We start from the raw sequence: 19,599 nt of genomic DNA, 5'->3' as shown, positions 1-19,599 counted from the left end.
CGCGACAACGCATGCCGATGGGGGCGAAACGTGCTCGCGTTCTCTCCAGCGGCCCCCTCGGTTGAATGGGGGAAGGGGCCGGAACCATATCGTACCCGGGACGTTTACGCGAGAGCCTACCGCATGATGGGCAGGTGCTTGTTGGTCCCCCCGCTCCGATCGATGCGGAGGCCGCCCCCGCTCGCGAGGTTGTGGGCGCTGACCTGGCCGGCCAGCCGCTCCGCCACATCCACAAACGCGCGCGCGATCGGGCTGCTCGGGGCAGCCTGAACGACCGGCGTGCCGGCGTCGCCCCACTCCCGGATGGCCGGATCCATCGGGATCTGGCCGAGCAGCGGCGCCTCGGCGAACTCGGCGATCTTCTGCCCGCCGCCGGCCCCGAAGAGCTCGTGCCGCTTGCTGCACCCGTCGCACACGAAGTAGCTCTCGTTCTCGACCACGCCGAGCAGGGCGATCCCGACTTTCTGGGCCATCGAGACCGATTTGTACACGTCCTGGAGGGCCACCTCCTGCGGTGTGGTCACGACGATCGCGCCCGTGGTCCTCATCTTCTGGGAAATCGTCAGCGCGATGTCGCCGGTGCCGGGCGGAAGATCCAGCACGAGGTAGTCGAGCTCACCCCACTCCACGTCGCGCATGAACTGGATCAGGGCGTTCTGGAGCATCGGCCCGCGCCAGACGACCGCCGACCTCGGATCTTCCAGCAGGAAGCCGATCGACATGAGCTTCACGCCAAAGCGCTCGAGCGGCAGGAACTTCTGCCCGTCGGACGACGTCGGGCGGCCCATCACGCCGAGCATGGTCGGGACGCTCGGCCCGTACATGTCCGCGTCGAGCAGGCCGACCTTGGCCCCCTCGCGGCTGAGCGCCAGGGTGAGGTTCGCGGCGACCGTGCTCTTGCCGACGCCGCCCTTGCCGCTCATCACGAGGATGATGTTCCGCACGCCCGGGGACGGGTCGTCCTGAAGGATGGTGCGCGTGGGGATGCCGACGTCCCACGCGATCCGGACGCCCTTCGCGCCGGCGCCCTTCAGGGCTGCCTCGATGTCCGCCGCGAGCCGCTGCTTGAAGTAGCTGGTCAGCTCGACGGTGAGCGAGACGGCCTCGCCCTCGACCGAGAGCTCCCGGACGCGACCGAGGTCGGTGATGGGGCGCTGGAGGTCCGGCGCGATGACCGTTGCCAGCGCAGCGAGCGCGGCGTCCTTCGTGATGGGCATGGGGCGAAGCAGTTAGGACTGCTCGGGATTCCCGTCAACCGGCGAGCGCTGCGTCGCCGCGGGCGCTCGTTCCCGTTCCGGCCGGGCGCGGGCGCGACAGCGGCCGTTCCTGCGCCCGGTCGGCGTCGTCACCAGCAGGTGGTGACCTTGGAATCGGGGTCGCCGGCATCGAGCCGGCGCGACGGCAGGTAGCACCGCGAGTCCACGCAGTCCCCGCTCGTGTTCTGCTTGACGCACACGCACTCGCCGACGAGCCCGCTGGGCGACTTCGGGCAGACCTCGGCCGCGTTCTCCGCGGTGCACTGGATGGGGAGCGCCGCGTCCAGGCACGCCCGCTCGCCGCGCAGCGTGGTGGTGCACTCCATCGTGGAGTCCGCGTCGCCGCAGTCGATGTCGTTGCGGCACGGCTCGCAGAAGTTGCCCTTGCCGGTGCAGGCGCCGAACCGCGGGACGCACGCGCCGTCGTCGCACCGGTAGTCCAGGTCGCAGTCGGAGTCCGCGCTGCAGGACCTGGCGCACCGGCGCTCGCCGTCGATCGCGACGCAGCGCTGCTCTGCGACGAACGAGCAGTCGAAATCGGTGCTGCACGGCGCGCACTGGGTGCGCTTGACGCAGGTGCTGCGCAGCAGGCACACCGGGCCCTCGACATAGGTGTTGCCGTCCCCGAACGTGGACGGGTCGATGCACTCCTCGTCCGTCTCACCGCAGAAGCTGTCATCCCCCTTGTCCGTGCCGCAGATCGCGTGAGGATCGCGCGACACGGCGCACTCGAAGCCGCCGGGGCAGTCCGCATCGCCCGTGCAGTGCGGCATCGTGCAGTAGGCCTCGGCGTCGCCCTGTCCCTTGCCGAGGCACTCCAGGCCGAGCGAGGCGCACTGGTCGGGAGGGCAGGCGGGGACGACGCAGGAGCTGCCGTCGCTGCACTTGCCGGCGGAGCACGCGGGGTCGTCGCCGCACCGCTCCGCGTCGCGCTGGCACTCGCCGGGGTTCCCGTTGCATTGGATCGGGTTGCACGGCGTCTCGTCGGGGCAGCGCCCGAACTGGCCGCACTCGGTGCCGAATGGACAGGGCGCACCGAAGCCCACCATCTTCTCCTTCTGCGTGCAGACCAGGATCTCGGCCTTCGTGTCGTCCTCCTCGGCCGGCGCACAGTCCTGGAGGCCTGGAATACATTCGCCGTGGCTGCTGCACCTGAGCACGCAGCGGTTGCCGACGCAGGTGTTGCCCTCCAGGCAGAGCTCTGGCTTGCATTTGCCCTCGCAGACGCCGTCGACGATGACCCCCCCGAAGCATTCGTCCTGCGCGCCCGACGAGCATGCGCCGCCCGCGATGGCCGCCCCGCTCGCCAGGCAGCACAAGATCAGGAAGGCGTGGATACTACGGAGACGGGGCCGACGGGCGCTGTGAGAAGCGACAACCTGCTGCATAGGACCTCAGCGCGGGAAACACCCGCGGATCGGGGCAGGCACGGCGGGCCTGGCCGGAGATTGCGGAAACGTGCTCCCGAGCGAAGCGGCGACGCCAAGGTTGCCCTTGACGCCCCCCGTGCCGCCCAGAAGAATGAGCACTCCTACACCATACTTCAGGCGGTGGCATCATGCGAATCGACGCGGTTCTCGGTGGGATGGGCCTTTTCGTCGTGGCGGCTCTAGGGCTCGTCGGCTGCGCTGAGGATCCCATTCCTGCTCCTCCTTTTCCCGAGGGGACGGGTCAAGCTGCGAACGCTCGATATCCGGCTGGGCCGTATGGGGTGAGCCTCCACCGGGTGATCGCGAACTATCAGTTCGTCGGGTACGCCAACGCCGCCGAACACAACGACACGATGCAGCCGATTCAGCTCGCCGATTTCTACAACCCGACCGGGACGGAGGTCTTTCCGGAAGGCTCGCTTTACGGCGCGGGAGAGCCGAAGCCGAAGGTGCTGCTGATCGACGTCTCGTCCGTATGGTGCGGCCCCTGCAAAATCGAGGCAGAGTCCGTCCTGCCCGAGCTCTACAAGAAGTATCAACCCCAGGGCGGCGAGTTCCTTGTTCAGCTCGCAGACGGAAGGACCCCGGGCGAGGCGGCGGTCCCGAACGACCTGTACCGCTGGACGACCCGGTACGACGTGCAGTACCCGTCGGCGATCGACCCTTCGTACAAGCTCGGCGCGCTTTTTCAGGCCGACGCGTTCCCGGCGAACATGATCGTCAGGACGCAGGACATGACGATCATGGAAGTCGTCGCTGGCGTGCCCGAGGAGAACAGCAATTTCTGGCGGACCTATGAGAAGATCATGAACGGCGAGCTCTGAACGAGCTTCGCCGTGGGCGCGTCGTCGAGCCACCGGTCGGCGCGCGCTGCAGGGAGAATCTGCCAGGGCGCCGCAGAGGGCGCCCGCGACGTTGAGCCCTCATGCCGGTCGGCCGCTCAGGCCGGCCCTTCGCGACGGAAACCCAATGAACCGAAACACCCGCTGCGCGCTCTCGCTGGCGTTGATTGTCCTCAGCCTCGCTGCCGCCTCGTGCGGAGCGGCCTCCGGCGGCTCATCGGCGAGCCCGGCGCCGGATTTCTCGCTCCCCGCCCTCGACGGCAAGACGGTCAGGCTCTCGGACTACGCCGGCAAGAGCGTGGTGCTCATCGACTTCTGGTCGACCACCTGCGATCCGTGCCTGGCGGAGATGCCCCACCTCGTCGAGCTCTACAAGAAGCACAAGGACAAGGGGTTCGTCGTGCTCGCCGTGTCGCTCGACGGACCGGAGTCGCGGGCGCAGGTGAGCAGCACGGTCCACGACAGAGAGATGATCTTCCCTGTCCTCCTCGACGAGGAGACGACCGTGGCCGCCAGGTACAATCCGAAGCGCGAGCTCCCGTTCTCGGTGCTCATCGGCCGAGACGGCTCGATTCTTCACAAGCGGGGCGGGTACCAGCCCGGCGACGAGGCAGCGCTCACCGAGCAGGTCGAGAAGGCGCTTGGCCAGTAGCGCCTGGGCGGCCGTCTTCGCGCGCTCTCGGCTCGATCGGCGGCTCGCTGGCTCCACGGCGCCGAGGTCCGTGGTAGAGATCGGGCGGTGCGCAGCCCGCTCCGCCTCGTCCGTTCCTGCCTGACAGCGACGTTCGTCCTCCTCGCGGCCTCTCCGGCGGCGGCGGTCGATCTCCCGAGCGTCGGCGGCGAACCGCTCTCGCTCGATGTCGTGAACACCGCGGCCGCCAGCTATCACTTCGACAATCGCAACGACGATCGCCGCTATCCCTCACGATATCTCGACGACAACTACGGAGAGATCGTCGATCGGGTCGACGCTCAGCTCAACTGGTGGCGCATCCAGCTCGGGACGCGGCTCAACGCCTCTTTCTACCTGGCCAGGCCCTCGGCGACCAGCTTCGAGCTACAAGAGAAGGTCCTGAACGACGAGGTATCGTTCGATCTGAACGACGCCGCGCGGGAGGTTCACTCCCGCTATTTGACGACGATCTATCCAGCGAAGCTCTGGCTCACCTACACGCAGCCGGGTATCGAGGCAACAGCGGGCGACTTTTACGCCCAGCTCGGACGCGGCCTCGTTTTCAGCGTGCGGAAGATGGACGAGCTCGCCATCGACACGACCCTGAGGGGCGGCAGGCTCGTTCTCGACAAGGATTTCCAGCTGTTCAGGCTCGAGGCCACCGCCTTTGCCGGGCAGATGAACCCGCTGCGCGTCGATGAGGCGAGCGGCAGGCGACTCCATGGCGACGGGTCGCCGCTCTTCTTCGGCTTCCCTGGCGCCGATGACCTGGTCACGCGCGAAACGACCGTGGATGCGCAGGGGAACCCTCGCACCCGCAACGTCATCGAACGGGCGCGGCCGAACTACCTGGAAGACACGGTGCTCGGCGGACGCCTGGAGGCGACCCTGAAGGGCGTGGAGCTCGCGGCGAACGGCGCGCTGCTGCTGCGCAAGACATACACCGAAGAGTTCAACCGATGCCTGGAAGAGGGCGGCGCGGATCCTCAGGCCGCGCTGCGCCTGTGCGGCGGTAGATTCCCGGAGTTCAACGTCGTCAGCGCCCCCCCTGCGCGGCAGCACAACACGATCCGCACCTTCAGCGGCTCGGTGAGCATTCCGTCCATCGCAGAGCGCGGTGACGTCTACGTCGAGGTGGCGGGTCAGCAGCTCCGTGGCGGTCATCTCGACCGTGATGGCGTGCCTGCAAAGGACATGTCCGGCTATGCGGTCTATCTGGCGGCGAACGGGCGTGGAGGTCCGCTCGCCGTCGCCCTGGAAGGGAAGCACTACCGGCGATTCTTCCCGCTGTCGGCCAACATCGACGTCTCTTCGCTGTCGAACCCGGGGTTCAATGCGCCGGAGTTCGAGGGCGTGGCATACAACCAGCCTCCTACGGCGGAGCCCATCTACGTCGAGCCGATCGGAGCGCCCAACGTCTGCGTGACCGGCGGGCGCGGGCGCGTCGACTACCGCTTCACCCGGAGCGCGGCCATCTATGCCTGGCTCGGTCGCTATGTGAGCTTCTCCGAGCGCCAGGCGAACTATGACTGCAAGACGGACGACACGAGCAGGACCGACACCTGGGATACCGCAGCAGGCACCGAGATCGATTTCGACGGCAGCCGCTCGCACGTGCGCGCGTGGGCTGGAGTCCGGCAATCCGATGAGGCCGACACTGGCCATGTCTTCTACAGCGAGGGCTATGTCCGCTACGACGTCGTGAAGCACCTCGCCGGCGCGTTCTCGATCCAGGCGCAAGGCAACAGCCGTCGCCGTTACAGGCCGGAGAACTTCGAATCTTCCTGGGTCGAAGGGGACAACTACCTCGCGCTCCAGTGGTCGCCCCACCTCGCAGCGATGTTCGGCTACGAGTACACCTCACAGCCTGGGTGTGCACCTGGCAAGGACACCTGCCACTTCTTCAACGGGGGTCTGCAGTGGAAGGCCGGGTCGACGAGGACGGCGCTCGATCGGATCATCGACACCGCGCAGCTCTTCGTCGGCCAGCGGCGCGGGGGCCTGCGTTGCGTCTCGGGCGTGTGCCGATTCTTCCCGCCGTTCGAGGGCGCGCGGCTCGAGCTCGTCTCGAAGTTCTGAACGACCGGACCACCTCGGGCGCCACCCCGGCAACGCTCAGAACGCCCCGAGGATCTCGCAGGCCACCGAGGTCCTGACCTGGGGCTCGGCGTCGGCGAGGAGCGATGCGGCGCGCGGGATCTCGCCGAGCGCGACCAAGCCCGCCCCCGCCGCCTCGCGCACCGGGATCTCGCGGGATCGGACATCGCGCTCCAGCAGCGGCACGATCGCGCGGATGCCTGCACGTGCGAGGACTCCCCGCGCGAGCACCGCGCGCGTCGACGTCCCCGCGGCGAGCTTCATGAGCCAAGCGACCGCCGCGGAGCGCTCGCGCGCCGCGACGTCCCGCGGCGCGGCGTCGACGTGGCGGCTATGGACGGCGAAGACCACGGCCTCATCCGGATCGCCCTGCGCCTCGATGAGCGCGGATCGCACCGCCGCGTCCTGGAGCGGCGCGGAGAGGATGGCGTAGACGCGATCGCGGCTCTGGCTGGAGCGGATGGCGCCGATGAGGACGGAAACCGCTTCGCCGGCGCCCTCGCCTCCCGCGCGGACCAGCGCGCGCGCCGCGGCGATCGCAGGCGCGCCGCGCTGGGTGGAGATCGCCCAGAGCAGCTGCGCGCGCCCGCCGCCGCCCATCGCGCGCGGCGTCGCCCACGCTTCGGCGATCGCCTCGCGCCCGGGTTCATCCGAGAGGGTCCAGATATCGCGCAGCGCCAGCACGACCTCCTGATCGCCGAGCGCCCCGGCGGCGCGGATCGCCAGCGTCCGCGCGAGCGGGTAAGGATCGAGCCGCGCCGCCTCGAGCAGCGCTCCCCGGTCGCTCGGATCCGCTGCCGCGGCGGCGGCGCGGAGCGCCGAGACGCGGACCTCCTGATCTCCGTCGAGCATCCGCGAGCGGCGCACCGCGCCGTCCTCGGCTGTGACGAGCGCCCGCGTCTCCAGCGCGCGGAGCGCCGCGTCCTTGCCGGGGTGTCGCCCCGCCGCCGCGTCGCTCGCGTACCGCTTCACGCTCTCCGGGTCGGTGAGCCCCGCCTCGAGGAGGAGCATCTCCGCGGCGGTCGCGATCGCGTCCGAGCCCGCGGCGCGCTCGGCCAGCGCGTCCTCCAGCGCGCGCGCGCACGTCCGGAGCTCGCGCAGCCGATCGACCCCCGATGGCGGCGTCGCGCGCGCGATCTCCCCCTGCGCGATCGTGCGGGCAATCGCTCGTACGTCGTCGCTGTCCAGCGCGCCGCGACGAAGCTCGTCGCCCAACGTGCGGCGCAGCTCGTCGAACCTGCCCGCCTCGGCTGCGCGTAGGGAGGCCGAGCTCGCGCAGCCGGTGACGGCGACGATCGAGAGGAGGCCGGCGAGGATCGACCCGGAGAGCACGCGGCGCATGACGCGCGTCTTACCGCGCCGAAGTTCGCGTTCGAAGCCCCTTCGGCTCGACCACCCGGGGAATCCGTTCTATAGGGCGCTCACGTTCCGGCACCATGCGTATCGACGTCATCGTCAACACCACGGCGCGCCGGTACCGGGCGAAGCCGTCGCTCATCGACCGCATGGCGGTCGCGTGCGCTGGCGCGGCGGAGCTCCACCCGACCTCGAACGTCGCGGAGCTCGCGGAAGTCTGCGAGCGGCTCGCCCGGCGAGGCACGGATCTCGTCGCGCTCTCGGGCGGCGACGGCAGCTTCATGGCCGGCGTCACGGCCCTCACGCGCGCCTTCGGCGAGCGCTCGCTGCCGCCTCTTGTCCTGCTGCCAGGCGGAACCGTGGCGACCGTCGCGCGGAACTGGGGCATGACCGGCGATCCGGCTGTGCTCCTCGCGCGGATGGTCAGCCAGGTTCGCGGCCTCCCGAGCGGCGCGGCCATCCAGGGCGCCGTCCGCCGGCCGACCTTGCGCGTGCGCGCGACGACCCGCGGCGGTGTCGAGGAGCGCATCGGCTTCATCTTCGGCACCGGGCTCGTGGCCAGCTTCTTCGATGTCTATTACGAGCGCGGAGGCGACGGCTACGGCGCCGCTGCACGCATCGTGGCGCGGGTGTTCATCGAGTCCTTCTACGGCGGCGCCTACGCGCGCCGCGTCCTCGACCCGCTGCCGTGCACGATCGACGTGGAGGGGAGGCAGCTCGCCCCACGCGCCTGGTCGCTCATCTGCTCGTCTGCAGTGCGTGACCTCGGGATCCACATGCTGGTCACCTACCGGGCAGGGGAGGATCTCGATCGCCCTCACCTCGTCGCCAGCGCCCTGCCCCCTCGAGAGCTCGGGCCGCGCGCGCCGCTCGTCCTCGCGGGCCGCCGGATCGGCGGCAGGGACCACTTCGACGACCTCGTCCAGGATTTCACGGTCCGGTTCGGCGCGGAGCCCAGCGCGGCCTCGCTCGGCGACGGACCCTACATCCTCGACGGCGATCCCCTCCGAGCGAGCGAGATCCGGGTCTCCGCCGGGCCAGCCATCGACGTCCTCTCCCTGCGCCCCTGAGAGCGCGCGCTCGCCGACGCCCTGCGCCGATCCGTCGGCGCGCCGGCAGCTGCATCGCATGACGGAATCATGACCGGCGTCGTGAGCCCCAGTGACGGGCGTGCTCGATGCTCCATCCACCTTGGAACCCATGACGCAAGCGCCTGCATCGAGCCCTACACGAGTCGTCGTACCGAAGCCTGGCCCCAGCCTCGGCCAGATCTTCAACGTGTTGGGGATCGCTGCGATCCACGTAGGCACCGTGGTCGCCATCCTTCGAGGTGCCACGTGGAAGCTCGCGGCGCTCGCCGTGGCCACGTACTTCGTCCGGATGTTCGCGATCACGGCGGTCTACCACCGGTACTTCTCGCACCGCAGCTACAAGACGAGCCGCGGCCTGCAATTCCTGCTCGCGCTGCTCGGCACCACGGCGACGCAGAAGGGCCCGCTGTGGTGGGGGGGGACGCACCGCGTCCACCACAAGTACTCGGACACCGAGCGCGACGTCCACAGCCCGCTCCGCAAGGGGTTCTGGTACGCGCACATGGGTTGGTGGCTCGGCCGCGAGCACGAGGAGCTCGATCTGAAGCGCATCCCTGACTTCGCGGGTTTCCCTGAGCTCCGCTGGCTGGAGCGCTACCACGTGGTCGGTCCGCTCGGCATGATGGCGCTGCTCTTCGCGGTGGGCGGCTACGACGCGTTCCTGTGGGGCTATGTCGTGTCGACGTGCGCGCTCATGCACGGCACGTTCACGATCAACTCCCTCGCGCACGTGTTTGGTTCGCGGCGCTACGCAACGACCGACACGAGCCGCAACAACTTCTGGCTCGCGCTGATCACCCTCGGCGAGGGCTGGCACAACAACCACCACCACTACATGAGCAGCGCGAACCAGGGCTTCTTCTGGTGGGAGATCGACGTCAGCTTCTACATCCTGCGCGCGATGGAGAAGCTCGGCCTGATCTGGGAGCTCAGGACCGCGCCGGCGCACGTGCTGCAGCGGAACCTGATCAAGGAGGTCGGCGAGCGTTCGCCGCTGCTCGCGCCTCAGGCCACGAAGGCCGAGCCCCTTGACGCCCCGCCGCTCGGTCAGCCGAGCCTCGGCGACGTCTGATCGCGCGCGGCGTTCGTCATCGATGATCTGCGGACGGAGGCTGCAGAACCGCCTTCGTCCGCGAGCGCTCGCGACGACCCCCCTCGACAACCATCGCAGCGCCGCGCGTCTCGCTGTCGACGCGGCGGGCCAGAGCCCCTCGGGAGCTCTGGCGCGGGGCGCATCTTCATGCGCTACAGGCTCGTCCGTGTCGTTCGGCTCGTCGCGGCTTTCGTACGCCTCACTCGCCTGCCTAGCGGCTGAGCCCGTAGCGCACGACCTGCACCCCGCCCTAGTTGACGGACGAGGCAGCTTGCTGGGTGTGGGCGGAGGCAGAATCGCCGGGCTTCGGCTTCTCGGCCTTGTTGCGCTCGCGTTGGCGCTCCAGACCGGCGCGCACGAAGCGCGCGAAGAGCGGGTGCGCGCTATGGGGGCGGCTCTTGAACTCGGGGTGGAACTGACAGCCCACGAAGTACGGGTGCTCGCGCAGCTCGATCATCTCGACGAGGCGCTGGTCGGGCGACGTCCCGGAGAGCACGAGCCCCTTCTGCGCCATCGCCTCGCGGTACTTGTTCGACACCTCGTACCGATGCCGGTGCCGCTCGCTGATGCTCGTCTGCCCGTACGCCTCCGCGGCGACGGAGCCCTTGTCCAGGACGCACGGGTACGCGCCGAGGCGCATCGTCCCGCCCTTCTCGACGACCCCCTTCTGGTCGGGCATCAGATCGATCACCGGGTAGGCGGCGTTGCGATCGAACTCCACGGAGTTGGCTCCCGTCATGCCGCAGACGTGGCGCGCGTACTCGACGACCGCGAGCTGCATGCCGAGACAGATCCCGAAGAACGGGATCTTCTCCTCGCGCGCGTAGCGGATGGCCTCGATCTTCCCCTCGGTCCCGCGATCGCCGAAACCGCCGGGCACGAGGATGGCGTCCAGGTTCGACAGCAGGTCGGCCGCACCGCGCGCCTCGATCTGCTCGGAGTCGATGTACTCGAGCTCGACCCGCACGTCGTTGTGGAGCCCGCCGTGGACGAGCGCCTCGTGCAGCGACTTGTAGGAGTCGCGCAGGTGCACGTACTTGCCCACGACGCCGATCTTCACGATGCCGCGGGACGGCTTCTTGAATCGCTCGACGATGCGCTGCCACGGCGACAGGTCCGGCTGCCTCGCCCAGATGTTGAGCAGCTCCGTGATCTTCTCGTCGATCCCCTCGGCATGGAGGACGAGGGGGAGCTCGTAGATGCAGTCGACGTCGACGGCCGCGATCACGCAGTCGACGGCGACGTTCGAGAAGAGGGAGATCTTCTCCTTCATGCTGCGCGGGAGCGGCCGATCGCAGCGACAGAGGAGGATGTCCGGCTGAATGCCGATCTCGCGCATCTCCTTCACCGAGTGCTGGGTGGGCTTCGTCTTCAGCTCGCCCGCCGTCGCGATGAACGGCACCAGCGTGACGTGCACCGAGATCGCGTTCTGCGCGCCCGACTCCACCTTGAGCTGGCGGATCGCCTCGATGAACGGAAGCGACTCGATGTCACCCACGGTACCGCCGACCTCGACAATCGCGACGTCAGCCCCGTCCGCAGCAGAACGGATGCGCAGCTTGATCTCGTCCGTGACGTGCGGGATCACCTGCACCGTCGCGCCAAGGTACTCGCCGCGGCGCTCCTTCGAGATGACCGCCTCGTAGACGCGGCCGGTGGTGAAGTTGTTCTGGCGGCTCATCCGCGCGAGCGTGAAGCGCTCGTAGTGCCCGAGATCGAGGTCGGTCTCTGCTCCATCGTCTGTGACGAAGACCTCGCCGTGCTGGTAGGGGGACATCGTGCCGGGATCGACATTGATGTACGGGTCCAGCTTGAGGTGGGTAACCTTCAACCCACGGGACTCCATCAGCGCCCCGATCGAGGCCGCAGCGAGTCCCTTGCCGATCGACGATACGACTCCGCCTGTGACGAAGACGAATTTGGTCCGCTTGCTCATGACCCATCGCTCCGCTGCGCCGTGTGCGCGCCTGTAACCAGTCCCTCGAGCGGCGCTCCAAGGTGAGCGCCGCCAAGGGTCGGCTGTCCACGGCAAATACCTTGCCCGGCTTACAAGCCGCACGGCCCCGTCAGCAGGACCGAAGCCGGAGGAAACCCCGCGACGGGGAACCCCGCGCCGGCAACAGAACCTGACCTGCCGTACGAGCCCATCTGCAACCGGCAGGGACCCACGGCAAGCCTGCGCGACGTGATGCCGCTCTGAATCCGCCGGCATTCTAGGCCGCTCTCCCAGCGCGTCAATGCAAAGGACAATCCGATGTCCCAAGAAGGGTCGAGTCCCTCGGGATCGCACGCCGACCGCCGGCCGCAGGCGTAGGCGCGGGGGGTTCCGCCGGCCTGAGAGCGTCGGCGGACCGGGATGGTACGCTCCGCCGGCTCCCGGCGGCCTGGTCACGCCATGAGAATCGCGCACGTGCTCCAGCTCGCGACGTCCACCCCGATCGTAGCGCTCGAACGGGACGGAGCGCTCTACGACGTCGCGGAGCTAGAGCGCCACTTCGGGACGAAGCTCGCGGACATCCGCGGCGTGTCGGACTTTCACACGCGCGTGGTGGCGCTCCGTTGCGCCGGCCTTCACGCGCTGGATGATCGGCTGCTCAACGGAGATCGTCCCGCGTCGACGCATCTGCATCCAGCCACGATCTTGTGGCTGCCTCCCTGCGCCACCGACCGCGCGGCGTACATCCAGCTCGGCCCCTACGCGCACGGCGCCGAGCGACCCTGGTATCGGTTCGGCAACAGCCGCGCGCTGCTTGGACACGCCGCTGAGATCCCCTTCCCCCCGCTCGAGGACAGGCCCGACTACGAGCTGAACCTCGCGGTGGTCCTCGGCGAGGACCTGCGGCGTGCCACCCCGGACGAGGTGGAGCGCGCGATCGCTGGCTACACCGTGCTGAACGACTGGACGGCGCGCAGCTTGGAGGCGCGGTCGCTCGCGCGCGGGCTCCCACCGTCGGAGGCGAAGGACTTTGCAACGCAGCTCGGCCCGGTGCTCGTCACGCCCGACGAGCTCGGCTCGGTCGAGGCGCTGCGGACTCAGGTCCGCGTCGATGCCGAGACGCGTTCCTGTTCGCGCGTCGGCGAGTGGACCTTCTCGCTGCCGGAATCCGTCGCGTACATCAGCAACCACATCGAGCTGCGCGCGGGCGACGTGATCGGAGCGGGCCGCGTCTTCGGTGGAAGCGCTGATCAGCGCGTACCGTACGGCGCCAGCGTCGAGCTGCTGATCGAGCGCATCGGACGGATGACCGGCAAGCCCGTCTACGGCCCCGCGCCGTTGCCATGGCGCCGCCTGTGAGCGGGCGCCGGCGCATCACCGCTCGACCCACATGGTTCTCGGTAGTTCAGAACGTACCGACGACGCCGAGGCCCATGCCGGTCGCGGTGATCACCGGGGCCGGCCGCACCGTCAGCGCCGCAGGGTTCGAAGGCTGCGCCGAGCGCGCCTCCGTGGTCATGAAGATCCCTTCGCCGACGAGACCCAGGCCGGCGAGCTGCGCGAGCCCACCGATGGCGGTGAGCGCCCCGCGAACGTACAGCGTCGCGCCGCAGTCCGGATCGTCCGCGGCGCAGCCGTTCTTGGCGAGCGCGAGCCATGGGCCAGCGATCGGGATCTTCAGCTCGCTCGCCCCAGGGACCTCCGGCCACGAGGATGCGGCAAGGAATGCTGCGCCGTAAGCGAGCGCCGTCACGGCCACCCCGCCGACGATGACCTTCACGCGTGCCGAGGACGGCGGGTACCGCGGAGGTGCCGCCGGCTCCTCCGCACCGGCGGAGGCAGTGGCCAACACCAGCGCGGCGACGACGGCGAGGGAGGCGCACTTCATGGCGTCTTCGTTCCGGAAGCTCCCGCGCCGGACTTCTTGGACGGCAGCTTCACGGTGTACGGGACCTCGAGCGGATCGCCATCGAACGGCAGCACGATCTCTCCGACGAAGGCGCGCTTCACGCAGGATTCGGCGGGCGTCCCTGCGAAGGGCGGCCCGACCAGCACGTCGGTCACGCGTCCCTTCTGGCCGTCGAACACGACCTTGACCTCTCCCTCGCCCGTCGGCGCGTTGGACACGACCTCGGCGCAGTTCGCCGCCTTGTCCCCTCCGCGTCGCAGGGCGATCTCCATCTGCTTCTTCTGATCGGGGTTGAGCCCGCCTCCGCTGTCCACCGACGCGCCCGCCTCGGCGCCGGAGCTGCCTGCCTCGGCGCCGGAGCTCTCCGTTTCAGCGGGTTCGGCCACATCGGACGAAGCCTTTTCGAAGTTGTAGTCTTCCCCTGCCTGCTTGGGCTTGGCGCCGGAGCATGCTGCAGCCGCGAGGAGGATGAGCGGCAAGAGCGCGCGGGTCGAATGCTGCTGGGACACGGTGTCCTCCGTTCGAACAGAGCGTGAAGGAGCGTCTGTGCGCACCCTAGCAAGCTCTCCTTTCCGAGGACAACCCCGAGCGCACACGCGCGCACCGATGAGCGCCGCCGGGGCTGCGACGACCGGTCGACCGGAGGAGGCGTCCGCTGTGGAGGCGTTGTAGAGGCAGACAGATCTCATGCCTCGACATCCCCGCCGTGCCGTCTCCGCGGTCGCGCTCGTGCTCTCGTCGATCCTGGCTCGCCCCGGCGGCTCGCAGCCGCTCGACGGCGGCACGGGTCCCGCTGACCGCTCGGCCCGCACAGCAACGCCGACCCAGGGAGCCCCCGTCACCCCGAACGCGCGCCCAGCCCCCCCCGCGTCGCACGGGCCTCAAAAAATCGACCCTGACCGCGCTCGAGCGGAGGTCGAGGCGCTCGTCACTGACGTGCGCCGGTTGGGGGGACGGGTCGGCGTGCTCGCCCTCGACGTCGCCAGCGGCGCGGCTCTCGCGGCCTTCGATCAGCGCGGCCTGTACAACCCTGCATCCAACGCGAAGCTCTTCACGGCAGCCGCCGCGCTTCGCCTGCTCGGGCCGAGCTACCGCTACCTGACCGGCCTCTACGGGGAGGTGTCGAACGGAACCGTCGCCGAGCTCGTGCTCCGGGGTTCGGGCGATCCCTCCCTCAAGACGCCCGATCTCTGGGAGATGGCGCGCGCCCTGAGGGCGTCCGGCGTCCGCAAGGTCGCGGCGATCTCGATCGACCAGGGCTACTTTGACGCGCGCTACGTGCCTCCCGCCTTCGAGCAGCAGCCGGAGGAGTGGGCGGCCTTTCGCGCCCCGGTCGCGGCAGCCTCGTTGAACGCGAACGCGTTGCTCTTCACGGTGCGCCCGTCGAAGGCAGGGCAGGCTGCCTCCGTCGCGATCGATCCCCCAGGCTTCGCGGTGCTCCAGGGCACGGTGACCACCGCGAGGCGCGGCACACCGGAGAAGCTCGGGGTCCGGCTCGAACCGAGCGGCGAGCGCCTCGTCGCGCACCTCAGCGGGCACATCCCAGAGGGCGGCCGCGCGGTGAGCCTGGCGAGGCGCGTCGACGATCCCCGCCTGGTCGTAGCGTATGCGCTCAAGGAGATGCTGCTGGAGGTGGGCGTCGACGTCTCCGGCGACGTGCAGCTCGGCGGTGAGCGCCAGAAGAGGCTCCTCGTCGCCCACCGCTCGGCACCTCTCGGCGAGCTCCTCTCCGCCCTCGGAAAGGACAGCGACAACTTCTACGCGGAGACGATCTTCAAGACGCTCGCCGCAGAGAAGCGTGGGCGCCCCGGCACAGCCGAGGGTGCGGCGGAGGTGGTCAGCGAGACCCTCAGGGAGCTCGATGCTTTCGGGCAAGGCGTCGTCCTGAGGAACGGCTCCGGCTTGTTCGACGCCGCTCGCGCATCTCCTGAGGCCATCGTCCGGCTGCTCCGCGTCGCGCTTCTCGATCCGGCGCTCGGCGCCGATTTCACCGCGCAGCTCGCGATCGGCGGTGTGGACGGCACCTTGCGCAGCCGCTTCCGCGGGTGGTCGAAGGAGCGCGCGATCCGCGCCAAAACGGGAACGCTCGCCTCGGTCGTGGCCCTGTCTGGCTACATCCTCGCGCCCCCTGGTCGTTCCCCGATCGCCTTCGCCGCGCTCGTCTCCGACGTGCCAGGGAAGATCGACCCCGCACGAAGGGCCATCGATCACTTCGTCGAGTCGCTCGCCGACGAGCTCTGGAAGGACGCACGCACGCCCTGAGAGCGCGGGTGGCCTCGTGTCGACCCGCTGGGCTGCGCTGGGCTCCGGCCCCTGCTCACCTCTGCGCGCCCCCACGCAGCCGCATGTTCGGGCGGCTCACGCAAAACGGCCGCGCAGCATGACGCAGCGCGGCCGCTTCACCGACTCGTGCTGAGCTCGTCGCTCAGTAGTCGCGCATCTGCTTGCGGATCTTCCCGAGCGCCTGCTCCTGGAGCTGACGGATGCGCTCGCGCGACAGGTTGTACTTGTCGCCGATCTCCTTGAGCGTGAGCTCGTCCTCGTCGTCGAGGCCGAAGCGCCAGCGGATGATCCGCGACTCGATCGGCGTGAGCGTGGTCAGGAGACGCCGGACCTCGTCGCTCCACTTCCTGTTGGCCAGGTGATCGAACGGCGACAGCGCGTTCTCCTCCTGGAGGAAGTCGATGAACTTGCGCCCGTCCTCGTCGCCGACGGGACGATCGAGCGAGAAAGGCGTCTCCGCGTAGAAGTCCTTCACCTTGTCGAGCTTCTCGCGCGGGACCCCCGTCTCCTTCTCGAGCTCCTCGATGGTCGGCTCATGCCCCGTGCGCGCGATGATCGCCTGCGTCGCCCGCGCCACGCGGTTGTACGTATCGAGCATGTGGACCGGGATGCGGACCGCGCGGCCCTTGTCGGCCAAGGCGCGGCTGATCGCATGCCTGATCCACCACGATGCATACGTCGAGAAGCGGTAGCCACGGCTGTGGTCGAAGCGCTCTACCGCCTTCATCAGGCCGATGTTGCCTTCCTGGATCAGATCGATGAGCGGCAGGCGCCCGCGGTTGTAGCGCCGCGCGATCGACACGACGAGCCGCAGGTTGGCCTTCACGAAGCGGTTCTTCGCGTCGTGCTGCGCCTGGAAGGATCGCTCGACCCGATCGAGGTAACGGCGGTAGGAGCCAGACATCGGGAGCCTCGGCCGCGTGGGGCGGGTCTCCTCGGGATCGCTCACGTCGTCCTCGAAGTCAGGCTCGCGCACGAGATCGCGCGCGATGCTGAAGGCGCGCGCCATCCAGAGGCGATCCGAGTCAGGCAGGCGGACGGCCGCTGCGAGCTCCTCGGAGAGCTGGGTCCACGGCTTCTCCTGCTCGGCGAGCAGCTTCCCCTTCTGCTTCTTCGCCAGGCGAACGAGCTTCTGCATCTCCGCGATCTGCGGAGCCTTCACCTCGTCCTCACCCGCCTTGGCGACATCCTCCTCGAGCGCGGTGAGGATGTACTCGGCCGCAGGCAGGTAGGAGAGCAGGGCCACCCAGTGCTCCACCTCCGTGCGCTCGACAGCCCGCGCGGTGTCGAGCTCCTCGTCCGGCCCCATGACAGGGTGGAGCGCCATGTCGCGGAAATAGCGGGCGAGCATCGAGTCACCGCCCCCGTCCTCGACATCCTTCAGCTCCCGATCCTGGTTCCTCGCGCGCTCGGGCTGAGGCAGCCGATCGAGCGGTCCAAGGTCCAGATCGATGAAGTCAGCCGTCCGCTCCTCATCGAGGATCTCGGCCGGGCGGGGTCGCACAACCGTCTCCTCCGTCTGGTCGTCATCCAGAACGCCGAGCGCTGCGATTTCCGGCGTGGCCGTCCCACCCTGAGCGAGCGGGTCGCCCTTCACTACAGTGGCGTTGCTCTTGGTCGACCTCATGGCGGCTCCCTCCACGGTGGTAGCTCCTTGAAAGTGCGAGCGCGGCGACTGGTTGTCCCCGAATTCTTCGACCTCGGAGACCTCCAACTCGGTGGTCTGCGATGCCCCCCGCCGGGGAGCCGATGCGGTCTCGGCTCCCTGCGAGCTCTTGGATGCCGCGAGCCGCGCAGAGGCACCTACAGCAGAGGACTTGGCGTTTCTCCGCGCAGTTTCTGGACGGCGGGCGGTCGACGTGCTCATCTTGGTCTTTGTGTCGGCGTTCACTTCTAAACGGCTGACCTTGCGAGATTGAAATGTCCCGCCACCTTTTGAGGGCAGGCGAGACGATTTCGTGCCAGACAGAGGAGAGGAGCTGACCGAAGGAGCCCCTGTTGAAACTGGCAACCGCTGGTGCTTTCTTTTGATTCCGGTCGAACTCTTCTCATCTGAGGCAGGTCTGCTCTTGCAGAATGATGCTCCTGCGCCAGTCCCCGGTAGCAGCCCAGCTTCAGAAGCAAAAACAGTGCCTTTTTTAGCGTGCGTTCCTGCTTCTCCCGTTTGAGAGCTCGGCCTGGGTGCGCTATGTAGAGCGGAAGGCGCTGTCCATGTCCTGTCGAGCGAGACATTTCGCTGCGACCGAACCGAACTGCATGGCTGGGTGCGCTTTCGGGGACGCAACAACATCGGCAACCTGTTCTCCTTGGGGACACCTCGAGCTCGCAAGCGTTCCGCGGGTCGGTGGGTCCGCCCTCGCAGCACAGGCAAGGGAATTTCGCTGCTTTCCAGCGTGTAGGAGTCCCGTACCTAGCCGCTGAGGCCGTTCTCTCAGTGAGCTTCGATGTTTCCTGAACCTGGGCCTCCCGATGGCAATGTCGAGCCCTCACCCGACGGACGAAGGCGGAGAAGGTTATTTTTCGCGACAGACCGCCTGGAAAGTCGGCAAATTCGGCAATTCGTTCAGGCTCAGCGGATTTTATAGCTAAGTCTGTCCCTGGGAACAGGACCTGGATCGCCCCTTAGGTTGGTCAGGCCTCGGCTGGGAACGCAGACCCCCGCGAAAGACAACGCTCAGTAGGCCAGCCGTCACCGGGCTGGGCTGGGTCAGAATTTACCCTGATCGCACGATCATACGGTGCCATCGGCGGTGCGTAGCGAGTGCGCACGGAATGCACGCTGCGCATTTGCTCGGTGCCTAATCGCCTCACACTGATGACTCTGATCAGCGTCAGCGACGGCAGCCGCACGTCCTCGCCCGAGGGTTGCGCCCGAGCTCTACGTTTGCGACGCAACCCGAAGGATCGCTCGCCATGGCGGCGAGTCAAATATAAGAAATGTTACGACAATCGGGCGCTTGCGAGGAAAGGACCGGGGCGGCCTAGGCCGATTTCGACCGTTCCGCATCGGAATGGTCGAACGACGGGCTGAAGACCGCCCGCGGAGCCGTCACTTCGCCGCTGAGGGCGAGGCGAGCTTCGCAACAGCACCGAACGACGCAGGATCGTGGATCGCGATCTCGGAGAGGATCTTCCGATCGAGGGCGATGCCTGCCTTCTTGAGCCCGCTGACGAGGCGGGAGTACGTCGTACCGTTGAGGCGCGCGGCAGCGTTGATCCTGGTGATCCAAAGACGACGGAAATCCCGCTTCTTGAGCTTACGGCTAATGTAGCCGTACTCCCAGGCGTGGCGGAGCACCTCGACCGCCTGGCGGAAGCGGTTCTTTCGGCCGAGGAAGTAGCCCTCGGTCTGGTTGAGGACACGGTTGCGACGGCGGCGGGCCTTGAAGCCTCTCTTTACACGCGGCATCGGTAATCTACCTCACTGCTCCAGGGTCAGCCGTAGGGAAGAAGCAGCTTGACGCGCTTCTCCATCGCCGAATCGACCATGTCGTTCTTGCGGAGACGACGCAGACGCTTCTTGCTCTTTTCCTGCATGCAGTGGTTGAGCCCGCCCTTGCTGCGGCGAATGCGGCCGGAGCCGGTCACCTTGAAGCGCTTGGCCGCGGCGCGGTTGGTCTTCATCTTCGGCAT

At 68.3% G+C, this 19,599-nt stretch carries 16 protein-coding genes; 7 read left to right on the top strand and 9 right to left on the bottom strand.

Features of this window, described 5'->3' with window-relative positions; all coding sequences use genetic code 11:
* Positions 1 to 116: 116 nt before the first annotated feature.
* Both WMF19_RS39375 and WMF19_RS39370 read right to left on the bottom strand, forming a co-directional pair.
* Complete coding sequence (locus tag WMF19_RS39375; RefSeq protein WP_437794799.1) at positions 117 to 1,217, bottom strand: Mrp/NBP35 family ATP-binding protein; 1,101 nt, start codon at positions 1,215 to 1,217, stop codon at positions 117 to 119.
* Positions 1,218 to 1,345: 128 nt separating this feature from the next.
* A complete protein-coding gene (locus tag WMF19_RS39370; RefSeq protein WP_437895046.1) occupies positions 1,346 to 2,575 on the bottom strand; it encodes a hypothetical protein in 1,230 nt (409 codons plus the stop codon).
* Between the two features lie 407 nt (positions 2,576 to 2,982).
* On the opposite strand from WMF19_RS39370, the gene WMF19_RS39365 reads away from it, so the two are divergent.
* The 3 genes from WMF19_RS39365 to WMF19_RS39355 all read left to right on the top strand — a co-directional run bounded on the left by WMF19_RS39365 (position 2,983) and on the right by WMF19_RS39355 (position 6,280).
* Positions 2,983 to 3,510 (top strand): TlpA disulfide reductase family protein, encoded by a 528-nt coding sequence (locus WMF19_RS39365; protein WP_437325071.1) that lies wholly within the window; start codon positions 2,983 to 2,985, stop codon positions 3,508 to 3,510.
* A 145-nt stretch (positions 3,511 to 3,655) separates the two neighbouring features.
* The gene (locus tag WMF19_RS39360; protein ID WP_437325072.1) at positions 3,656 to 4,180 is read left to right on the top strand and encodes a peroxiredoxin family protein; all 525 of its coding nucleotides are present in this window, start codon (positions 3,656 to 3,658) and stop codon (positions 4,178 to 4,180) included.
* An 87-nt stretch (positions 4,181 to 4,267) separates the two neighbouring features.
* The gene (locus WMF19_RS39355) at positions 4,268 to 6,280 is read left to right on the top strand and encodes a DUF6029 family protein (protein WP_437895044.1); all 2,013 of its coding nucleotides are present in this window, start codon (positions 4,268 to 4,270) and stop codon (positions 6,278 to 6,280) included.
* Between the two features lie 36 nt (positions 6,281 to 6,316).
* On the opposite strand, the gene WMF19_RS39350 is transcribed toward WMF19_RS39355, so the two are convergent.
* A complete protein-coding gene (locus WMF19_RS39350) occupies positions 6,317 to 7,639 on the bottom strand; it encodes a hypothetical protein (RefSeq protein WP_437895042.1) in 1,323 nt (440 codons plus the stop codon).
* A 95-nt stretch (positions 7,640 to 7,734) separates the two neighbouring features.
* Here WMF19_RS39350 and WMF19_RS39345 point away from each other — a divergent pair, with 95 nt between their 5' ends.
* Together WMF19_RS39345 and WMF19_RS39340 are read left to right on the top strand one after the other, a co-directional pair.
* Complete coding sequence (locus tag WMF19_RS39345) at positions 7,735 to 8,724, top strand: diacylglycerol kinase family protein (protein ID WP_437895041.1); 990 nt, start codon at positions 7,735 to 7,737, stop codon at positions 8,722 to 8,724.
* A 208-nt stretch (positions 8,725 to 8,932) separates the two neighbouring features.
* Positions 8,933 to 9,817 (top strand): acyl-CoA desaturase, encoded by an 885-nt coding sequence (locus WMF19_RS39340; RefSeq protein WP_437895040.1) that lies wholly within the window; start codon positions 8,933 to 8,935, stop codon positions 9,815 to 9,817.
* A gap of 271 nt (positions 9,818 to 10,088) precedes the next feature.
* Here WMF19_RS39340 and WMF19_RS39335 read toward each other — a convergent pair whose 3' ends face one another.
* Positions 10,089 to 11,774, bottom strand: a complete 1,686-nt coding sequence (locus WMF19_RS39335) for a CTP synthase (protein WP_272102849.1) — start codon at positions 11,772 to 11,774, stop codon at positions 10,089 to 10,091.
* A 459-nt stretch (positions 11,775 to 12,233) separates the two neighbouring features.
* Between WMF19_RS39335 and WMF19_RS39330 the strand changes: the two genes are divergently transcribed.
* Positions 12,234 to 13,133 (top strand): fumarylacetoacetate hydrolase family protein, encoded by a 900-nt coding sequence (locus WMF19_RS39330; RefSeq protein WP_437895039.1) that lies wholly within the window; start codon positions 12,234 to 12,236, stop codon positions 13,131 to 13,133.
* Positions 13,134 to 13,179: 46 nt separating this feature from the next.
* Here WMF19_RS39330 and WMF19_RS39325 read toward each other — a convergent pair whose 3' ends face one another.
* Together WMF19_RS39325 and WMF19_RS39320 are read right to left on the bottom strand one after the other, a co-directional pair.
* Positions 13,180 to 13,662 carry a hypothetical protein gene (locus WMF19_RS39325; protein ID WP_437895038.1) on the bottom strand — a complete coding sequence of 161 codons (483 nt, stop codon included), beginning with the start codon at positions 13,660 to 13,662 and terminating at the stop codon, positions 13,180 to 13,182.
* Entirely contained in the window at positions 13,659 to 14,192 is a 534-nt protein-coding gene (locus WMF19_RS39320) for a hypothetical protein (protein ID WP_272102846.1), read from the bottom strand. Before WMF19_RS39320 ends, WMF19_RS39325 begins: the two co-directional genes overlap by 4 nt.
* A gap of 178 nt (positions 14,193 to 14,370) precedes the next feature.
* Between WMF19_RS39320 and dacB the strand changes: the two genes are divergently transcribed.
* Positions 14,371 to 15,945: a D-alanyl-D-alanine carboxypeptidase/D-alanyl-D-alanine endopeptidase gene (gene dacB, locus WMF19_RS39315; RefSeq protein ID WP_437895037.1), complete on the top strand. Its 1,575-nt coding sequence runs from the start codon at positions 14,371 to 14,373 to the stop codon at positions 15,943 to 15,945.
* A 163-nt stretch (positions 15,946 to 16,108) separates the two neighbouring features.
* On the opposite strand, the gene WMF19_RS39310 is transcribed toward dacB, so the two are convergent.
* From WMF19_RS39310 to rpmI, 3 genes are all read right to left on the bottom strand, one after another.
* Positions 16,109 to 17,593: a sigma-70 family RNA polymerase sigma factor gene (locus WMF19_RS39310; protein WP_437895036.1), complete on the bottom strand. Its 1,485-nt coding sequence runs from the start codon at positions 17,591 to 17,593 to the stop codon at positions 16,109 to 16,111.
* 1,422 nt (positions 17,594 to 19,015) lie between these two features.
* Positions 19,016 to 19,375, bottom strand: coding sequence for a 50S ribosomal protein L20 (gene rplT / locus WMF19_RS39305; RefSeq protein WP_272102843.1), 360 nt, complete (start codon positions 19,373 to 19,375; stop codon positions 19,016 to 19,018).
* A gap of 26 nt (positions 19,376 to 19,401) precedes the next feature.
* Complete coding sequence (rpmI, locus tag WMF19_RS39300) at positions 19,402 to 19,599, bottom strand: 50S ribosomal protein L35 (protein WP_012239854.1); 198 nt, start codon at positions 19,597 to 19,599, stop codon at positions 19,402 to 19,404.

The organism is Sorangium sp. So ce124, from assembly GCF_051525235.1.
Classification (GTDB): Bacteria; Myxococcota_A; Polyangia; order Polyangiales; family Polyangiaceae; genus Sorangium; species Sorangium atrum.
Note: the sequence above shows the minus strand (reverse complement) of the source record. Positions and strands in the feature narration are given on the sequence as shown.